Below are 17,115 nucleotides of genomic sequence, written 5' to 3'. Positions count from 1 at the left end.
CTGTTCGAAATCCTGTGGACGGGGGGAACGGGACTACTCGACGCGGCGCAGGGCGTCCGCGGGCCGCAGCCGGGAGGCCCGCCAGCCGCCGAAGCCGCCGGCGATCAGACCGCCGGCGACGGCCAGCCCCACGGCGATGCCGATGGTGGAGACGGAGACGGGCGCGGTCAGGGCGATGTCGAGGGCCTTGGACGCGGTCTGGCGCCCGGGGCCGCCGCCGCCCATGGGACCGCCGCCGCCGAGGCCGCCGCCCCCGCCCGTGGAGCCGAGTTGCGCCGTGAGGGTCGGGCTGATGGCGGTGACGAGATAGGCGCCGCCGAGACCGAGGGCGATCCCGAGCACACCGCCGAGCAGCCCGTTGACCAGCGCCTCGCCGACCACCTGGCGAGTGACCCGGCCGCTCTTCCAGCCGAGCGCCTTGAGCGTGCCGAACTCCCGTACCCGGCGGCTGACGGCCGAGGAGGTGAGCAGACCCGCCACCAGGAAGGCCGCGATCAGCACGGCGATGGAGAGCCACTTTCCGACCGTCGTGGCGAGGTCGGAGGCGGTGGACAGGGAACCGGACACGGTGCCGGCGAGATCGGCGGAGGTGGTGACCGTCGTGTCCGGGATGTTCTTCTGGATGGCGGACTTGACGCTGTCGATCTGCTGCGAGTCGGCGGCCTTGACGTAGACCGTGGTGACCTTGTCCTTGGAGTCGGCCAGGGTCTGGGCCTTCTTCAGCGGGACGTAGAGGTTGGCGGCGGAGTCCCCGCTGTCGGCGGTGGCGACCCCGACGATGGAGAACTTCGTACCGGAGATGGTGACGGTCTTGCCGACCGCGAGACTCTTCTCCTTGGCGTACGCGCTGTCCACGACCGCGACCGCCGCGTCCGTCTCGGTGCTGTTGAACGTACGGCCCGTGGTGATCTTGGAGGAGGTCAGCGGGCCGAGCGCGGGCGCGGCCACATCGGTGCCGAACACGGAGTACGAGTTGACGTCGAACGCGGCGCCACCGCCCCGGACCTCACCGCCGCCCGTACCGCCCTGGCCGGTCCGGCCGCCGCCGCCCTGCGGCGGGGTGATCTCGCCGCGCTTGAACTCCCCGTCGACCTTGAGCACGGTCAGGCTGAGCCCGCCGACGGCCTCGGCGACCCCGCTCTGGCCGCCGACCTCGGTGACGGTCGAGGAGGCCAGGGTCTGGAGACCCTGCACCATCACCCGGTCACTGCTCTGCTGTTCGGTGTCGGTGTCGTCCTTGGCGTCGAACTCGAAGCGCCTGCGGTTGGTGTCGCCCTCGCCGGGCGGGGCCGCGGCCTTGGTGACGGTCATATCGGTGCCGAGGCCGTAGAGCGATTGCAGGACCTTGTCCTGGGCCTGGCTCATGCCCGAGGAGACGGAGCTGACGACGATCACCAGCGCGATGCCCAGGGCGAGCCCCGAGGCGACGACGAGCGCCGCCTTTCTGCGACGGCGCAGCTCGCGCCTGAGGTAGGTGAAGAACATGGGCGTGAAGCTAGGTGCCCGGTGTGATGGGGAGTTAAGGGCCGGGTGAGAGCGGGATGAGAACGTGAACGGCGGCGGCACCTGGAGGAGGTGCCGCCGCCGTTCACGTACGGACTCGGACCGGCCGGGCGAGTCGGGTCAATCGGACCAGGTCAGGCGGCCGAACCGGCCTGCCACTCGGCCCAGTTCATGTTCCAGCCGTTGAGGCCGTTGTCCGGCGCGATGACCTTGTCGGCGGAGTTCTTGACGACGACCACGTCACCGAGGAGCGAGTTGTCGTAGAACCAGGCGGCCGGCTGGTTGGGGTCGCCGGCGCCCTTCACGTCCTTCAGGCCCACACAGCCGTGGCTCGTGTTGACGTTGCCGAACGCGTTTCCGCCCCAGTAGCTGCCGTGGATGAAGGTCCCCGACGTGGAGAGCCGCATGGCGTGCGGGACGTCCTTGATGTCGTACTCGCCCTTGCCGTCGTCGTCCGTGAAGCCGACCGTGGCACCGTTCATCCGGGTCTCCTTGAACTTCTCGGAGATCACCATCTGGCCGTTGTAGGTCGTGTTCTCCGGCGAACCGGCGGAGATCGGGATGGTCTTGAGCGTCTTGCCGTCCCGTACGACGGTCATCGTCTTGCTCTTGACGTCGACCGTGCTGACCTGGCTGCGGCCGATCTGGAAGGTGACGGTCTTCTGCTGGACGCCGAAGACGCCGTCCGAGCCCTCGACCCCGTCCAGGTTCAGCTTGAGGGTGACCGTGGAGCCGCCCGTCCAGTACTGCTCGGGACGGAAGTCGAGGCGCTGCTGGTTGAACCAGTGGCCGACGACCTGCTGGCCGCTGCTCGATGTGACGGTGATGCCGTCCTGGACGGCCTTCTTGTCGGTGATCGCCTTGTCGAAGTTGATCGAGACCGGCATACCGACACCGACCGTGGAGCCGTCCTCGGGGGTGAAGTTCCCGATGAAGCTGTTGCTCGGCGAGACGGTGGTGAAGGAGGAGTTCTCATGGGCGTCGCGGCCCTTGGCGTCCTTCGCCGTCGCGGTGATCTTGTACGCGGTGGAGCGCTCCAGCTGCGCGTCGGGCTTCCAGCTCTTGGCATCGGCGGCCATGGTGCCCTTGACGGCGGTGCCGTCCGCGGTGGTCATGGTCACGCTGGTGAGGGTGCCCTTGGTGACGGTGACCTTGGCGTCGTTGTTGATACCCACATTCGTCGCGCCGTTCTTGGGCGCGATGGCTATCTGGGCCTGCGAGGTCTCCTTGGCGGCCACCTCGTCGGCCTTGGCCTGAGCCGACGCCGAGCTCTCGCCGGCAGGCTTGTCCGCTCCCTGGCTACAGGCCGAAAGCACCAGTACGCCGCCGAGCACCGCGGACGCGGCCACGATGACCTTGCGCCGCTTGCTGTCCCTCATCACACGCTTCTCCATCATCGCCGCTTACCCTGCCGATAACACTTAAGAACACCTGTACCGGTTCGTCCGGTTCCACATCGCCCGAAGATGTGGTGAACACCACTCGCCCCGCGGAAACACGGAAGCCCCGGCCCGTCGGCTGCGGCGGACCGGGGCTTACCAGAGTGACATGCCTCCGCGCTACATCCGACCAGCTCCGACCTCGCCCTCGACCCCGGCTCCTTCCGCGTCTTCCTCGTCGTCCTCGTCGTCCTCGTCGAGGCCCCACTCCACCGCGTCGGGGTCGTAGTCGATCAGTTCGCTGGTCCACGAGGCCTGGGCCAGCTCGATCCCCGGGACCTCCTTGACCAGGTCGAAGGGTTCGACCAGATACGCGAGGGCCTCCGCCTCGTCTTCCCGGACCGCGGACCGGGCATGCGCCCGCTCGTCGTCCGGCATGGACTCATCCGCGCCGATTCGGGCGAGGGCGGCGGCGCTCAGTCGCTCGGGGTCATCGACCTCCAGCACCAATTCCACCTGTACCCGAACATACCGTGATGTCTCAGAATCGCTCATACGACGGAGGGTAAGCTCCCGACCCCACGACTTTCCCGCGACCCGCTGCTGTCACTAACATCACCGCACCCAGCCAATTCGGCGTTGTCACAAGGGGGATCGATCACGTGTCCGTCGCGCGCCGACCGCTCCTGACCGCTACCGCCGCCGCAACCCTGCTCTGCGCCCTGTGGTTCGTGCCCTCGGCGAAGGCCACCGCGGAGCAGGGCGGTCCGCGGGAGCGGTCGGCGGTATCCGCCCGGAGCCTCACCACCGAGGCATCCGAGCACCTGACCCTCGCCGACACGGGAGGCGTGGACACCACGCCGTATCTGATCGGCGGAAGCCTCTGTCTCGGGATCGGCGCGGGGTTCGTCGCGTACTCCGCACGCAGAGGAGCCCGCGTGCCGCTCTGAGACGCGTACGTACGGAGGGGCCCGCCCGTCCGGGCAGCCCCTCCATCTCTCGGACCGTCTCAGGCCAGCGGCCCGGTCACCGGCTCCACCGCGGCGACCAGCCCGCCCCCACGCACGAACGCGTCGGCCCCGGCGAGATCGGGCGCGAGGAAGCGGTCGGGTCCGGGCCCCTGAACGCCCGCGGCGCGCAGGCCGTCGATGGCCGCCTGAGAGGCGGGCGCGGGCGTCAGGCCCGTACGCAGCTCGATCGCGCGCGTCGCCGCGTACAGCTCCACGGCGATCACACGGGCCAGGTTGTCGACGGCGGTACGGAGCTTGCGCGCGGCCGACCAGCCCATGGAGACATGGTCCTCCTGCATCGCGGACGAGGGGATCGAGTCGACCGAGGCCGGCACCGCGAGCCGCTTCATCTCACTGACCAGGGCGGCCTGGGTGTACTGGGCGATCATCAGCCCCGAGTCGACGCCCGCGTCGTCGGCGAGGAAGGGCGGCAGACCGTGCGAGCGGTTCTTGTCCAGCAGCCGGTCCGTACGGCGCTCGGCGATGGAACCGAGGTCGGCGGCGGCGATCGCCAGGAAGTCCAGTACATACGCCACCGGGGCGCCGTGGAAGTTGCCGTTCGACTCCACCCGGCCGTCCGGCAGCACCACGGGGTTGTCGACCGCCGCCGCCAGCTCACGATCGGCCACGACGCCCGCGTACGCCAGCGTGTCCCGGCCCGCGCCCGCGACCTGCGGGGCGCAGCGCACGGAGTAGGCGTCCTGGACCCGCGGAGCCTCGTCCTGCTGGAAGTGCCCGGTCAGCCCGGACCCGGCGAGCACCCGCAGCATATTGGCGGCGCTGTCGCCCTGGCCCGGGTGCGGGCGGATGGCATGCAGCTCGGGGGCGAGGACCTTGGCGGTACCGAGCAGGGCCTCCAGGCTCAGCGCGGCGGTGATGTCGGCGGAGGTGTAGAGGCGCTTCAGATCGGCGATCGCCATGATCAGCATGCCGAGCATGCCGTCGGTCCCGTTGAGCAGGGCGAGCCCTTCCTTCTCCCGCAGCTCCACCGGCTCGATCCCGTGCGCGGCGAGCAGTTCGCCCGCGGGGCGTACGACGCCGTCGGGGCCCTCCGCTTCGCCCTCGCCCATCAGGGTCAGCGCGCAGTGGGAGAGCGGCGCGAGGTCCCCGGAGCAGCCGAGCGAGCCGAACTCGTGCACCACGGGCGTGATCCCCGCGTTCAGCACATCGGCCATGGTCCGCGCCACGCTCGGGCGCACGCCGGTGCGCCCGGAGGCCACGGTCTTGAGCCGCAGGAACATCAGCGCCCGTACGACATCCCGTTCGACGCGCGGGCCCATCCCGGCGGCGTGCGACCGCACGATGTTGCGCTGGAGCCGGCCCCGGAGATCCTGGCTGATCCACCGGGTGGCGAGCGCCCCGAACCCGGTGGAGACCCCGTACACCGGCTCGGGCTTGGCGGCCAGCGCGTCCACGACCTCCCGAGCGGCGGCAAGCGCGCCAAGGGCCTCGGCGGAGAGCTCGACCCGGGCGTGGCCCCGGGCCACGGCGACGACATCCTCGGCGGTCGTCCCGGACGTCCCCAACACGACTGTGTGCATATCCATATTCAGGAGCGTACGGACTGAATCGCAGGGTGTCACTAGGCGGGTGCGCCGTCCGGCGGGGGTGCGCCTGCCGGCGGGGGTGCGGGTGCGGTGCGGGTTGCGGTCGCGTCGTCGTCGGCCGGGGGCCGGGGCCTGCGGAGGTGCGTGTCCGGACTGCTTTCCTCACCGCGCTTCGCGCGTGCTGCGACGCTTTACGTCCGGACACGCACCTCCTCCGACCCCGGCCCCCTCCCCCCGGCGGTCCCGGCCATTCGCCGCCCTGGCTGAGGGTTGGGGGGTTGGGTGCGGGCCGGTGGCCCCGGCCATTCGCCGTCCGGGCGTGGGTGAGTGGGCCGGGTGCGGGACGGCGCCGCCCGCCACTCGCCGTCCCGGCGGGGGTGAGTGGGCCGGGTGCGGGACGGCGCCGCCGCCTCCCCCTCCCGCCCTCGCGCACGGGCGCCTCGTCGGTGACGGGCGGTGAAGGGGGGCGCGCAGGGGTCGTGTCCGGTACGTAGAGCGTGATTTGTGGCGCGCGACCGCCCGCGTCTAAACGTCCGGCAGCTGCGCGCCGTAAATCATGCAGTCCCGGGCGCGAGCCCCGGAGCGCACCCCGGCAACAACCCGCACCCGCACCACCGGCCCGAGCCAAAACGCACCCGAGCAACGCCCCCCCCCCCCCGCCGGAGGCGCACCCCGCCGGACGGCGCACCCCGGCGCCGGCTACACCGACCCCGGCGGCGCGTCCCGGAAGCGCCGCCTCTCCCCCCGCGCCGGCGCCGGCGCGTCCGCCAGACGCAGCACCGCCCCGTCCCGCCCCGCCACCACCGGCCCGCCCGCCCGCGCCGCCTTCGCCCGGTACTGCGCCGCGTCCGCCAGCCGGAACAGCCGTCGCGCCGACGGCACCTCCCCGATCGGGTCCCCCGTCGACGCGATCCCGCACGCCACGCCCTCCCCCAGTTCCAGCCCGGCCGCCCGCTCGCACAGCTCGGACGCCACCGCCAGCACCTCGTCCGATGTCGGCCCCACCGTCAGCAGACAGAACTCGTCCCCGCCCAGTCGTGCCACCAGCGCACCGGGAAGCCGCGCGCCGCATACGGACAGCAGCGTGGCGAACCGTTCCAGCAGACGGTCACCGGCCGCGTGCCCCTGGGTGTCGTTGACCTTCTTGAGGCCGTTGAGATCGCAGACGACCAGGCTGACGACGGCCCCCTCCTCCTGGTAGCGCCCGATCGCCTCGTCGAGCCGTACGTCGACCGCGCGCCGGTTGGCGAGGCCGGTCAGCGGGTCGGTGAAGGCGAGCCTGCGGACCTCTTCGAGCCGTTCCGTCTGGGCGATCCCGGCCGCCACCACCGACGCGATGACGGTCGCGAAATCCGCGTCGGCCGCGTCGAACAGCGGCGCTTCCGGGGGCCTGGCCACGTACAGCTCGCCCCAGGCGCGCCCGTGCAGCACGATCGGCGCGACGACACAGCAGCCACGGCCCCGCCTGCGCAGCGCGGCCACGCGCTGGTGGTTGTAGCCGGGCCCGCCCGGAACGCCCGGGGCCGGCACGACCGCCGGCCCCGCCGCGGTCTCGACCCATGCCTGAGGCCCGCCGCCCCCCGCCCACCGCTCATGCAGGAACTCCACGATCTCGGGAAACTCATGCACGGGGTACGTCTCGTCCTTGGGGAACTCCTCCTCCCCGTCGACCCGCGCCCCGGTGTTCACCAGCACCTTGAGATGCCCGAGTTCCCGCTCCCATGACGACAGCGCCGCGAAGCTCCCCCCAAGGGCCTCCAGCGCGCCGTGCGCGGCGGCCCGCCAGGACTCCCTCGTCGTAGGAGCCGCCGCCATCGCCTGAGACAGTTCCACTATGGCGCGCAGTCGCCCATCCACTCCCATCGTCCCAGCTTAAGACGGTTTGAGGGGATTTGATCATCTGGAGCGATGGGTGATCGTTGCGCGTTCACCCACAGGGCGCGTTCACTCTCCGGGCCACCGCGGCTCCCGCTTCTCATTGAAGGCGGCGACCCCTTCCGCCCGGTCCCCGGAGAACGCGACGGACCGCCACGCGGCGTCCTCGACCTCAAGCCCCGCCCGCAGATCGAGCCCGTGCCCGAGCCGCAGCGCGCGCTTGGCGGCGCGCAGGCCGACGGGCGAGTTGGCGGCGATACGGCCGGCCAGGGCCAGGGCCTCGTCCCGGTCGGCGCCCTCGTCCACCAGCTGGTCGATCAGTCCCAGCGCCGCCGCCTCGGCCGCGGCCACCCGCCGTGCGGTGAAGACCAGTTCAGCGGCGCGCGCGGTGCCGACCCGGCGCGGCAGCAGCTGCGTACCACCACCGCCGGGAATCACCCCGACCGACACCTCGGGCAGCCCCACGACCGCCGTGGAGTCGGCGACGATCAGATCGCAGGCGAGCGCCAGCTCGAAGCCACCGCCCAGCGCGTAGCCGTGCACCGCGGCGATGGTCGGCATCGGCAGTTCCAGTACGCCGGTGTACGCGGCCCGCGCGGTCGGCCGCTGGCGCACGAGCTCGGCGTCGCTGAGGGAGTTGCGCTCCTTGAGGTCCGCGCCGACGCAGAAGGCCCGCGTGTGGGTGGAGGTCAGCACCGTGACCCGTACGCCCCGGTCGGCGCCGAGCTCGGCGCACGCGGCCCCGAGGGACCTGGCCAGCTCGGTGGAGACGGCGTTCATGGCCTTGGGCCGGTCCAGGACCAGTTCCGCGACATGCCCATGCCGCCGTACGACGACGAACTCCCCGAACCTCTGCTCAGCCTCAGCCATGACCGCACCCTCCCGGTTAACGACGGTTCACCTTCACCGGGGCCGATCCTAGGGGGCGACTTCCGCCCCGGACAGGACTAGGTGTTCCGCCGCCCCATCAGCCAGGGCTCCACCACACCCAGCCCCCGCACCGGCCGCTGCCACATCGGCTGGAGCCCGAAGCGGTACGAGGGCAGCGCCGCGCCCTCCTTCTCGGCCTTCGCCGCGATCTCAGCCGCCTGCGCCTCGGAGGCCGGGGCGTCGCCCGTGCGGATCAGCTCCTCCGCGAACGCGCCGTCGACCAGGACCGTGTCCTTCGGCGCTATCGACGTCAGCCTGCTCGCGAGGTTCACCGTCGTACCGAAGACATCGCCCATCCGCGTCGTGACCGTCCCGAACGCGATCCCGACGCGCAGCGCCGGCATCGACTCGTCATGGGTCATGGTCTCTATCAGGCGCAGCGCTATCTCCGCGGCCGTTCCCGCGTCGTCCGCCGCGAACAGGACCTCGTCGCCGAGGGTCTTGATCAGCCGGCCGCCGTGCGCGGCGACGAGGTCGGCGGCGGTCGTCTCGAACGCCTCGACCAGCTCGCCCAGTTCCTCCTCCTCCAGCCGCCGGGTCAGCCGGGTGAACCCGACGAGGTCGGCGAAGCCGACGGCGAGCCGGCGGTCGACCATCTCGTCGTCGTCCGCGGCCTGGACGACACGGCCCGTGGCGGCGGCGAGCTGGCGCCGCCACACGTATACGAGGAATTCCTCCAGCTCGGGCAGGAGAAGTTCCACCAGGGGGTAGGTGACTTCGGTACGGGTCATGCCGGGCTCGGGCGGCTCGGTCAGACCCTCCAGGAAGGAATCGATCTGCCACTCCGCCAGCCGGGCGGTGGTCTGGCCGGTCGAGCGGGCGACCTGGATCGCCATCGGCTCGCTGAGCAGCCCCGCCTCCACCAGACCGGCGAGCCGCCGCAGGGCCAGTACGTCCGCTTCCGTGAGCGCCTTGGCCTGGCCGATGTCGGCGAAGCCCATGGCGCGCCAGAAGCGGGAGGCGAGGTCCATCGAGACCCCGGCGGTACGGGCGGCCTGGAAGGCGGTGTAGCGGCGGTCCGCGCCGAGGATCAGCTGTTCGAGGCGGATGGCCAGCGGGTCGTCGGACGGCTCGGCCGTGTGGTCGACGACATGGTGGGGGGTGGGGTGTGCCGAAGACTCCGACGGCGGCTGCGCTTCCTCGCCGGAAGTCGAATCGTCGACGGTCACCAGCCGCCTCCTGCCCGTTCCCTGCGCACTGCCCTGCCGATCTGTCGTGGACCGCCTCAACGATACGGCAGATGTGCGCTGGCTCACGTATCGCGGGGGCACCCGGATCGGGGCGCGACGGTCCGGTCACGGGCCGTCGCCGGTGGCCGCTTCGGGCCCGGCCCGGCGACGGCGCCATGTGCGCCTTGCATATGCCCATGGCGGAGGACGGGCTCCGGACCCGCCGACCGGACAGGATCTAGGCGACGGGCCGCAGGTGGACGATGTCGCCCGCGCCGACCGGATGCCGGGCGCCGTCCTCCGTCGCGACCACCAGCCGTCCGTCACCGTCCACGGCCACCGCCTCGCCCACCAGCTCCCGGTCGCCCGGCAGGACCGCCCGTACCGTGCGGCCCAGCGTCGCGCACCCCGCCGCGTACGCCTCCTGGAGCCGGCAGGCGCCCGGGTCGCCGTCCGCCTCGCGCCACTCCCCGTACCACCGCTCCAGGGACCGCAGGACCCCGCGCAGCAGGGTGTCGCGGTCGAGGGACACCGCGTTCGCCAGGGCCAGCGAGCCGGCCGCCGGTACGGGCAGTTCCGCCGTGTGCAGCGAGACGTTCACGCCGACGCCCACCACGACCGCGTCGTTCCCCGCCCGCTCCGCGAGGATCCCGCCGGCCTTCCGCTCCTCGCCGTCCACGGTCACCAGCAGGTCATTGGGCCATTTGAGTGCCGTGTCCACGCCCGCGGCCCGCGCCAGCCCGGTCGCGACGGCCACTCCGGTCAGCAGCGGCAGCCAGCCGTAGCGGTGGACGGGGACGCCGGGGCCCGGTCTGAGCAGTACGGAGAAGAAGAGCCCGGAGCGCGCGGGCGCCGACCACCGCCGGTCCAGCCGGCCGCGTCCCGCCGTCTGCTCCTCGGCGATCAGTACGGTGCCCTCCGGCGCTCCCGGCGTGCCGTCCGCCCCCGGCATGGCCCGCGCGGCCAGATCGGAGTTGGTGGATCCGGTGGCGGCGACCACGTCGAGCGAGCGCCAGAGCCCGTCGGGCCGGATCAGTCCGCGGCGCAGCGCGCGCTCGTTCAGCGGGGGGCGTTCGAGGTCGGACCAGCGGCTCTCGGGTGCATGGGGATCCGTCATGCAAGCCACCCTAGGTGTGTCCAACACCGCACTGCCGAACGGTATCCGCGCCGATACCCTACGGATCAGTAGCACCCGCAACACCCGCATCCGTGACCCCGCAGGGAGCCGCATCCCGATGTCCGAGCCGGAAAACGCCCGAGGAATCCCCCACGGAACCGCCGCCCACACCACCGCGGGCAAGATCGCGGATCTTCAGCGGCGTATCGAGGAAGCCACGAACGCGGGTTCCGCGCGCGCGGTGGAGAAGCAGCACGCCAAGGGCAAGCTGACGGCCCGCGAGCGGGTGGACCTGCTGCTCGACGAGGGGTCCTTCGTCGAGCTGGACGAGTTCGCCCGGCACCGCTCCACCAATTTCGGCATCGAGAAGAACCGCCCGTACGGGGACGGGGTCGTCACCGGCTACGGCACGGTCGACGGCCGTCCGGTCTGTGTCTACTCGCAGGACTTCACGATCTTCGGCGGCTCGCTCGGCGAGGTCTACGGCGAGAAGATCGTGAAGGTCATGGACTTCGCGCTGAAGACCGGCTGTCCGATCATCGGCATCAACGACGGCGGCGGCGCGCGGATCCAGGAAGGGGTGGTCGCCCTCGGTCTCTTCGCCGAGATCTTCCGCCGCAATGTGCACGCCTCGGGTGTCGTACCGCAGATCAGCCTGATCGTCGGCCCCTGCGCGGGCGGCGCGGTCTACTCGCCCGCGATCACCGACTTCACGGTGATGGTCGACCAGACCTCGCACATGTTCATCACGGGTCCCGATGTCATCAAGACGGTGACCGGCGAGGACGTGGGCTTCGAGGAGCTGGGCGGCGCGCGTACGCACAACACCACCTCCGGCGTCGCGCACCACATGGCGGGCGACGAGAAGGACGCCATCGAGTACGTCAAGTCCCTGCTGTCGTACCTCCCCTCGAACAATCTGTCCGAGCCGCCCGCCTTCCCCGAGGAGGCGGAGCCGGCGACGACGGACGAGGACCGCGAGCTGGACACGCTGATCCCGGACTCCGCGAACCAGCCGTACGACATGCACGCGGCCATCGAGCACGTACTGGACGACGCCGAATTCCTGGAGACCCAGGCGCTGTTCGCGCCGAACATCATCACCGGCTTCGGCCGGGTCGAGGGCTTCCCGGTCGGGATCGTCGCGAACCAGCCGATGCAGTTCGCGGGCTGTCTGGACATCAACGCCTCCGAGAAGGCCGCGCGGTTCGTCCGTACGTGCGACGCCTTCAATGTCCCGGTGCTGACCTTCGTGGACGTCCCGGGGTTCCTGCCGGGGGTCGACCAGGAGTACGGCGGCATCATCCGGCGCGGCGCCAAGCTGATCTACGCGTACGCCGAGGCCACGGTCCCGCTGATCACGGTGATCACCCGCAAGGCGTTCGGCGGCGCGTACGACGTCATGGGCTCCAAGCATCTGGGCGCCGACCTCAATGTCGCCTGGCCGACCGCGCAGATCGCGGTGATGGGCGCGCAGGGCGCGGTGAACATCCTGCACCGCCGTACGATCGCGGCGGCCGGTGACGCGACGGCGCAGGAGGAGACGCGCGCCGAACTGATCCAGGAGTACGAGGACACGCTGCTCAATCCGTATGTGGCGGCCGAGCGCGGCTATGTCGACGCGGTCATCATGCCGTCCCAGACCCGGGCGCATATCGTCAAGGGCCTGCGTCAACTGCGGACGAAGCGGGAAAGCCTGCCTCCGAAGAAGCACGGCAACATCCCCCTCTAGGACTTCGGGAAGGGCGCCGACAGTGATCAAGGTTGTACGAGGAAACCCGACCCGGGAGGAGCTGGCCGCCGCACTCGCGGTGGTCCAGGCGCGCGCGGCGGCGGTGGCGGACTCGCCGTCGGGCGCGGCCGAGCCCCCCGCCGAGTGGTCCGCCCCGACCCGGATCGCCCGCCGCCGGCTCCCCCAGCCGGGGCCACGGGCCTGGGCGCGTACGTACTGGCCCGGGTAGGTCCGGCGGCGCGAGGATAGTACGCGGGCACCGCCGCGGCTGAGTACACGTACTCAGGCGTTCCTGTCCCGGCGGCCGGAGTATCGGTCTCATGCTGTGGTCCGACCCGGAGAACGAGCCGCCAAGAGAGATGCGCGACGCGCAGCTCATGCTGCGCCGCGCCGGTGTGCTGCTCGCCCTGGCGGTGGTGCTGGCGATGGTCGTGCTCGGCCTCCACTGACCACCACCCGCTGATCACCACCCGCGGACCTCCCCCGTACCGGCCGGACACCGCGACCTACGATGGCCCGCATGACCGATCAGCGCCGCCGGCTCGTTCTCGCCTCCGCCTCCCCCGCCCGTCTCGGACTGCTCCGGCAGGCCGGGCTCGCCCCCGAGGTGATCGTCAGCGGCGTCGACGAGGACGCCCTCACCGCCCCGACCCCCGCCGAACTGGCGCTCGTTCTCGCCGAGGCCAAGGCCACCGCCGTGGCCGCGCTCCCCGCGACGGCCGGCGCTCTGGTCATCGGCTGCGACTCCGTCCTCGAACTCGACGGCGAGGCGTTCGGCAAGCCCGCCGACGCCGAGGAGGCCACCGCCCGCTGGAAGTCGATGCGCGGACGTGACGGAATCCTGCGGACCGGCCACTGCGTGATCGATACGACGACCGGCCGCCGCGCCGCCGAGACCGCCTCGACCACCGTCCGCTTCGGCAACCCGACGGACGCCGAGATCGCCGCGTACGTCGCCTCCGGCGAACCCCTCCACGTCGCGGGCGCCTTCACCCTGGACGGCCGCTCCGCGCCCTTCGTCGACGGGATCGACGGCAACCACGGCAATGTCATCGGCCTGTCGCTGCCCCTGCTGCGCCGGCTGCTCGGCGAGCACGGCGTGACGATCACCGACCTGTGGGCCTGAACCGGCCCCGTACCCAGGACACTCGCGCTCAGGCGGGCGCCGGCCCCTCGGCCGGTCCCTCGTCCGCGCTCACCCGCTCGGGCTCGTACGTCACCAGCACGAGCACCAGCAGCCCCAGCACGACCATCATGAACGCGAAGGCGCTCCACCCCACCAGGCCCACCGTCACCGCGCCGAGCACCCCGTGCACCACCGCGCAGGCGATGAGCGCGATCCTGCCGAAGCGGCCCGGGGCGCGGTCCCTGAGGGCCGTACGCAGCAGAATCGCCGCGACGAGTACGAGACAGGCGCCGAAGACCCCGCCCATCACCCACGTACCGAGAGACATGGCGGACGGATCGAGTCCGGCCAGGGACATCCGCTGATTGTCGACAACCGTCGCCAGCACACCGTTGACGAACACGATGCCGACCGCCTCAAGCAGCAGCACGATCGCGGCCACCCAGGCCACCGGTCTGCGCGCCACGACGCCACCCTCTTCCCCTGTTACCGGTAGTACGCACGACATCGCGCACGCTACTAACCGGTAAACCTCCGGACAAGGGCCCGGACGAGGGCAGAGAATCATTCGGCCATTCGTAGGGACTCCACAAAGATTCGCGATCCGCCGAGGGGTACTCGGACAGAGAGGTGGACCACATCCGAGCGCTACTGTGCGACGGGGAATCCCGGCGTACCGTGGTGCCACAAGGGATTTCGCCTCCTGAGTCAGCCTCGGACCACGCTCTGTGTGGGCAAGGTCACCATTGGGGACGGATCCTTGGGGCGTGTCGGCAGTCCCTAAACTCAGCTTGTTTTCAAGGAGGGAGCCATCGTGCGCAAGGTGCTCATCGCCAACCGTGGCGAAATCGCTGTCCGCGTTGCCCGTGCCTGCCGGGATGCCGGGATCCAGAGCGTAGCCGTCTACGCGGACCCGGACCGGGACGCCCTGCACGTCCGCGCGGCCGACGAGGCATTCGCCCTGGGCGGTGACACCCCGGCAGCCAGTTATCTGGACATGGCCAAGGTGCTCCAGGCGGCCAAGGACTCCGGCGCGGACGCGATCCACCCGGGCTACGGATTCCTGTCGGAGAACGCCGAATTCGCCCAGGCCGTACTGGACGCCGGGCTGACCTGGATCGGCCCGCCGCCACAGGCCATCCGGGACCTCGGCGACAAGGTCGCCGCCCGCCATATCGCCCAGCGCGCCGGCGCCCCCCTGGTCGCCGGCACCCCCGACCCGGTCTCCGGCGCGGCCGAGGTCGTCGCGTTCGCCGAGGAGAACGGCCTGCCGATCGCCATCAAGGCCGCCTTCGGCGGCGGCGGACGCGGCCTCAAGGTCGCCCGTACGCTCGAAGAGATCCCGGAACTGTACGACTCGGCCGTCCGCGAGGCCGTCGCCGCCTTCGGCCGCGGCGAGTGCTTCGTAGAGCGCTACCTCGACAAGCCCCGCCACGTCGAGACCCAGTGCCTGGCCGACTCCCACGGCAATGTCGTCGTCGTCTCCACCCGCGACTGCTCCCTCCAGCGCCGCCACCAGAAGCTCGTCGAGGAAGCCCCCGCCCCCTTCCTCTCCGACGCCCAGAACGCCGAGCTGTACGCCGCGTCCAAGGCGATCCTCAAGGAGGCCGGCTACGTCGGCGCGGGCACCGTCGAGTTCCTTGTCGGCACCGACGGCACGATCTCCTTCCTGGAGGTCAACACCCGCCTCCAGGTCGAGCACCCGGTCACCGAAGAGGTCACCGGCATCGACCTGGTCCGCGAGATGTTCCGCATCGCCGACGGCGAAGCCCTCGGCTACGACGACCCGGCCGTGCGCGGGCACTCCTTCGAGTTCCGTATCAACGGCGAGGACCCGGGCCGCGGCTTCCTGCCCGCCCCCGGCACCGTCACCACCTTCGCCCCGCCCACCGGCCCCGGCGTCCGCCTCGACGCGGGTGTCGAATCCGGCTCCGTCATCGGCCCGGCCTGGGACTCCCTGCTCGCCAAGCTGATCGTCACCGGCGCCACCCGCGAACAGGCCCTCCAGCGCGCCTCCCGCGCCCTCAACGAGTTCACGGTCGAGGGCATGGCCACGGCGATCCCCTTCCACCGCAAGGTCGTCACCGACCCCGCCTTCACCTCCGACCCGTTCACCGTCCACACCCGCTGGATGGAGACCGAGTTCACCAACGACATCCCGCCCTTCGCGGCCCCCGCCGACGCCGAGACCGACGACGAGCCCGGCCGCGAGACCGTCGTCGTCGAGGTCGGCGGCAAGCGCCTCGAAGTCTCCCTGCCCACCAGCCTGGGCATGACGCTGGCCCGCACCGGCCTCGCCGCCGGCGCCAAGCCCAAGCGCCGCGCCGCCAAGAAGTCGGCCTCCGCGGCTTCCGGCGACACCCTGGCCTCCCCGATGCAGGGCACCATCGTGAAGGTCGCCGTCGAAGAGGGCCAGGAGGTCAAGGAAGGCGACCTCGTCGTCGTCCTCGAAGCCATGAAGATGGAGCAGCCCCTCAACGCGCACCGCTCAGGCACCGTCAAGGGCCTCGCCGCCGAAGTCGGCGCGGCCCTCACCTCCGGCGCCATCATCTGCGAAATCAAGGACTGACCCACACCGAGGCCCCGTCACATCGGGCGGGGCCTCCGCGTGTGCGGTGGCATCCTTGACGCCACGGGTGGAGACAGAGAGGACCCCCAATGGCGAGCGGTACGGCACACGCGCTGCCCCGACCGATGCGCGCCGACGCGCGCCGCAACTACGAGCGGCTGCTCACGGAGGCCCGCCGCAGCTTCGCGGAACACGGCACGGACGCCTCCCTGGAGGACATCGCGCGCCACGCGGGCGTCGGCATCGGCACGCTCTACCGGCACTTCCCGAACCGCCACGCGCTGATGAACGCGGTCTTCCAGGAAGCGCTCGCCTCCCTCGTCGAGCGCTCCCGCGAACTCGCCGGGGCGGAGCAGCCGTGCGGCGCGCTGGTCGAATGGCTGGGTACGCTCATCACTCATGCGGGTGAGTACCGCGGGCTCTCGCAGGCGCTCATGTCGGCTTCCCACGACAAGAGTTCGGCGCTGTCGCAGTGCAGTGTGCCGATGCGCGAGGCGGGCGGGCGCCTCCTGATACGGGCGCAGCGGGCCGGCCATGTCCGGCCGGAGGTCTCGATCGACGATCTGATGCAGCTCACGAACGCGATCGCCTTGGCGGCGGAACAATCCCCGTCCGACCCGCACTTGGCGGACCGCCTCCTGAAATTGACGCTCACGGGCCTGCGCCCCTGAGGGGCTGCCGCCGGCGCTCGCGCCCGGGATCGCGCACCACAAATCACGCTTTAGTGTCCCGGACACGCCCACCTTCACCACCCGTCACCACATAGGCGGCCGGGGCCGACTCTATCTCTGGTTAGAGGAGCTGATCATCCCAGAGCCCGAGGACCACGCGATCCCGCGCTCATAGGCTCGATCACATCAGGGAACGCACCGAGTCGTTCCGTTCCTAATCCGGGGAGAATTCTCATGTCCAAGCGCGTCATCGTTCCGTCGCTTATTGGTGCAGTCGCTCTCGGCGGTATCGCCACGGCCGGCCCGTCCGCCAAGCCGACAGTGGAGAACGGCGCGGCCCGCTACCTCGCCCCGACCACCGGCGCCGCGGGCTCGGTCACCTTCACCGCGATGGTGACCGATGACTCGGGAATCCGGAGCCTCAAGGTCCTGGCCTGGCCGAAGAGTTCGGACCTCAAGCCGACCGCCCAGGACATGGAGTCCGTCG

17 protein-coding genes are annotated in these 17,115 nt (G+C 71.1%); 8 read left to right on the top strand and 9 right to left on the bottom strand.

The features are described from left to right. Positions 1 to 33 precede the first annotated feature (33 nt). The 3 genes from ACFRMN_RS17865 to ACFRMN_RS17855 form a co-directional block, all read right to left on the bottom strand. Positions 34 to 1,485, bottom strand: coding sequence for an ABC transporter permease (locus tag ACFRMN_RS17865; RefSeq protein WP_383020187.1), 1,452 nt, complete (start codon positions 1,483 to 1,485; stop codon positions 34 to 36). A gap of 152 nt (positions 1,486 to 1,637) precedes the next feature. Further along, positions 1,638 to 2,897 (bottom strand): Ig-like domain-containing protein, encoded by a 1,260-nt coding sequence (locus ACFRMN_RS17860; protein ID WP_383020582.1) that lies wholly within the window; start codon positions 2,895 to 2,897, stop codon positions 1,638 to 1,640. Between the two features lie 165 nt (positions 2,898 to 3,062). Further along, positions 3,063 to 3,437, bottom strand: coding sequence for a hypothetical protein (locus ACFRMN_RS17855; RefSeq protein WP_383020184.1), 375 nt, complete (start codon positions 3,435 to 3,437; stop codon positions 3,063 to 3,065). A gap of 107 nt (positions 3,438 to 3,544) precedes the next feature. Between ACFRMN_RS17855 and ACFRMN_RS17850 the strand changes: the two genes are divergently transcribed. Then, positions 3,545 to 3,832 (top strand): hypothetical protein, encoded by a 288-nt coding sequence (locus ACFRMN_RS17850; RefSeq protein ID WP_383020181.1) that lies wholly within the window; start codon positions 3,545 to 3,547, stop codon positions 3,830 to 3,832. Positions 3,833 to 3,891: 59 nt separating this feature from the next. Here the strand turns inward: ACFRMN_RS17850 and hutH are convergent, their stop codons facing one another. The 5 genes from hutH to ACFRMN_RS17825 all read right to left on the bottom strand — a co-directional run bounded on the left by hutH (position 3,892) and on the right by ACFRMN_RS17825 (position 10,530). Then, positions 3,892 to 5,439 carry a histidine ammonia-lyase gene (hutH, locus tag ACFRMN_RS17845; RefSeq protein WP_383020179.1) on the bottom strand — a complete coding sequence of 516 codons (1,548 nt, stop codon included), beginning with the start codon at positions 5,437 to 5,439 and terminating at the stop codon, positions 3,892 to 3,894. A 699-nt stretch (positions 5,440 to 6,138) separates the two neighbouring features. Then, positions 6,139 to 7,302, bottom strand: coding sequence for a diguanylate cyclase domain-containing protein (locus ACFRMN_RS17840; protein WP_383020175.1), 1,164 nt, complete (start codon positions 7,300 to 7,302; stop codon positions 6,139 to 6,141). A gap of 81 nt (positions 7,303 to 7,383) precedes the next feature. Further along, a complete protein-coding gene (locus tag ACFRMN_RS17835) occupies positions 7,384 to 8,184 on the bottom strand; it encodes an enoyl-CoA hydratase/isomerase family protein (RefSeq protein WP_383020172.1) in 801 nt (266 codons plus the stop codon). A 77-nt stretch (positions 8,185 to 8,261) separates the two neighbouring features. Then, positions 8,262 to 9,413, bottom strand: a complete 1,152-nt coding sequence (locus tag ACFRMN_RS17830) for an adenylate/guanylate cyclase domain-containing protein (RefSeq protein WP_383020170.1) — start codon at positions 9,411 to 9,413, stop codon at positions 8,262 to 8,264. Positions 9,414 to 9,651: 238 nt separating this feature from the next. Further along, positions 9,652 to 10,530, bottom strand: a complete 879-nt coding sequence (locus tag ACFRMN_RS17825; RefSeq protein WP_383020167.1) for a biotin--[acetyl-CoA-carboxylase] ligase — start codon at positions 10,528 to 10,530, stop codon at positions 9,652 to 9,654. Between the two features lie 118 nt (positions 10,531 to 10,648). On the opposite strand from ACFRMN_RS17825, the gene ACFRMN_RS17820 reads away from it, so the two are divergent. The 4 genes from ACFRMN_RS17820 to ACFRMN_RS17805 all read left to right on the top strand — a co-directional run bounded on the left by ACFRMN_RS17820 (position 10,649) and on the right by ACFRMN_RS17805 (position 13,388). Then, positions 10,649 to 12,262: an acyl-CoA carboxylase subunit beta gene (locus ACFRMN_RS17820; protein WP_383020165.1), complete on the top strand. Its 1,614-nt coding sequence runs from the start codon at positions 10,649 to 10,651 to the stop codon at positions 12,260 to 12,262. 22 nt (positions 12,263 to 12,284) lie between these two features. Beyond that, the gene (locus tag ACFRMN_RS17815; RefSeq protein ID WP_383020162.1) at positions 12,285 to 12,491 is read left to right on the top strand and encodes an acyl-CoA carboxylase epsilon subunit; all 207 of its coding nucleotides are present in this window, start codon (positions 12,285 to 12,287) and stop codon (positions 12,489 to 12,491) included. Positions 12,492 to 12,582: 91 nt separating this feature from the next. Continuing rightward, entirely contained in the window at positions 12,583 to 12,711 is a 129-nt protein-coding gene (gene mmpB, locus ACFRMN_RS17810; RefSeq protein WP_383020159.1) for a morphogenic membrane protein MmpB, read from the top strand. Between the two features lie 62 nt (positions 12,712 to 12,773). Beyond that, a complete protein-coding gene (locus ACFRMN_RS17805; RefSeq protein ID WP_383020156.1) occupies positions 12,774 to 13,388 on the top strand; it encodes a nucleoside triphosphate pyrophosphatase in 615 nt (204 codons plus the stop codon). 28 nt (positions 13,389 to 13,416) lie between these two features. Here the strand turns inward: ACFRMN_RS17805 and ACFRMN_RS17800 are convergent, their stop codons facing one another. After that, the gene (locus ACFRMN_RS17800; protein ID WP_383020154.1) at positions 13,417 to 13,896 is read right to left on the bottom strand and encodes a hypothetical protein; all 480 of its coding nucleotides are present in this window, start codon (positions 13,894 to 13,896) and stop codon (positions 13,417 to 13,419) included. 306 nt (positions 13,897 to 14,202) lie between these two features. On the opposite strand from ACFRMN_RS17800, the gene ACFRMN_RS17795 reads away from it, so the two are divergent. The 3 genes from ACFRMN_RS17795 to ACFRMN_RS17785 form a co-directional block, all read left to right on the top strand. Then, positions 14,203 to 15,957, top strand: a complete 1,755-nt coding sequence (locus tag ACFRMN_RS17795) for an acetyl/propionyl/methylcrotonyl-CoA carboxylase subunit alpha (RefSeq protein ID WP_383020151.1) — start codon at positions 14,203 to 14,205, stop codon at positions 15,955 to 15,957. Positions 15,958 to 16,046: 89 nt separating this feature from the next. Then, entirely contained in the window at positions 16,047 to 16,628 is a 582-nt protein-coding gene (locus tag ACFRMN_RS17790; protein ID WP_383020148.1) for a TetR/AcrR family transcriptional regulator, read from the top strand. 234 nt (positions 16,629 to 16,862) lie between these two features. Continuing rightward, positions 16,863 to 17,115: DUF5707 domain-containing protein (locus ACFRMN_RS17785; protein ID WP_383020146.1), on the top strand; the 253-nt coding region annotated here is incomplete at its 3' end.

The sequence above is a fragment of the Streptomyces sp. NPDC056835 genome (assembly GCF_042789485.1).
GTDB lineage: Bacteria > Actinomycetota > Actinomycetes > Streptomycetales > Streptomycetaceae > Streptomyces.
This window is presented reverse-complemented; position numbering and strand designations above follow the sequence as displayed.

Bases quoted from the DNA above. Each gene is read 5' to 3' on its own strand.
- ACFRMN_RS17805 (WP_383020156.1), top strand. From the start codon at position 12,774: ATGGCCCGCATGACCGATCAGCGCCGCCGGCTCGTTCTCGCCTCCGCC.
- mmpB (WP_383020159.1), top strand. From the start codon at position 12,583: ATGCTGTGGTCCGACCCGGAGAACGAGCCGCCAAGAGAGATGCGCGAC.
- hutH (WP_383020179.1), bottom strand. From the start codon at position 5,439: ATGGATATGCACACAGTCGTGTTGGGGACGTCCGGGACGACCGCCGAG.
- ACFRMN_RS17865 (WP_383020187.1), bottom strand. From the start codon at position 1,485: ATGTTCTTCACCTACCTCAGGCGCGAGCTGCGCCGTCGCAGAAAGGCG.
- ACFRMN_RS17820 (WP_383020165.1), top strand. From the start codon at position 10,649: ATGTCCGAGCCGGAAAACGCCCGAGGAATCCCCCACGGAACCGCCGCC.
- ACFRMN_RS17840 (WP_383020175.1), bottom strand. From the start codon at position 7,302: ATGGGAGTGGATGGGCGACTGCGCGCCATAGTGGAACTGTCTCAGGCG.
- ACFRMN_RS17855 (WP_383020184.1), bottom strand. From the start codon at position 3,437: ATGAGCGATTCTGAGACATCACGGTATGTTCGGGTACAGGTGGAATTG.
- ACFRMN_RS17825 (WP_383020167.1), bottom strand. From the start codon at position 10,530: ATGACGGATCCCCATGCACCCGAGAGCCGCTGGTCCGACCTCGAACGC.
- ACFRMN_RS17835 (WP_383020172.1), bottom strand. From the start codon at position 8,184: ATGGCTGAGGCTGAGCAGAGGTTCGGGGAGTTCGTCGTCGTACGGCGG.
- ACFRMN_RS17800 (WP_383020154.1), bottom strand. From the start codon at position 13,896: ATGTCGTGCGTACTACCGGTAACAGGGGAAGAGGGTGGCGTCGTGGCG.
- ACFRMN_RS17860 (WP_383020582.1), bottom strand. From the start codon at position 2,897: ATGGAGAAGCGTGTGATGAGGGACAGCAAGCGGCGCAAGGTCATCGTG.
- ACFRMN_RS17790 (WP_383020148.1), top strand. From the start codon at position 16,047: ATGGCGAGCGGTACGGCACACGCGCTGCCCCGACCGATGCGCGCCGAC.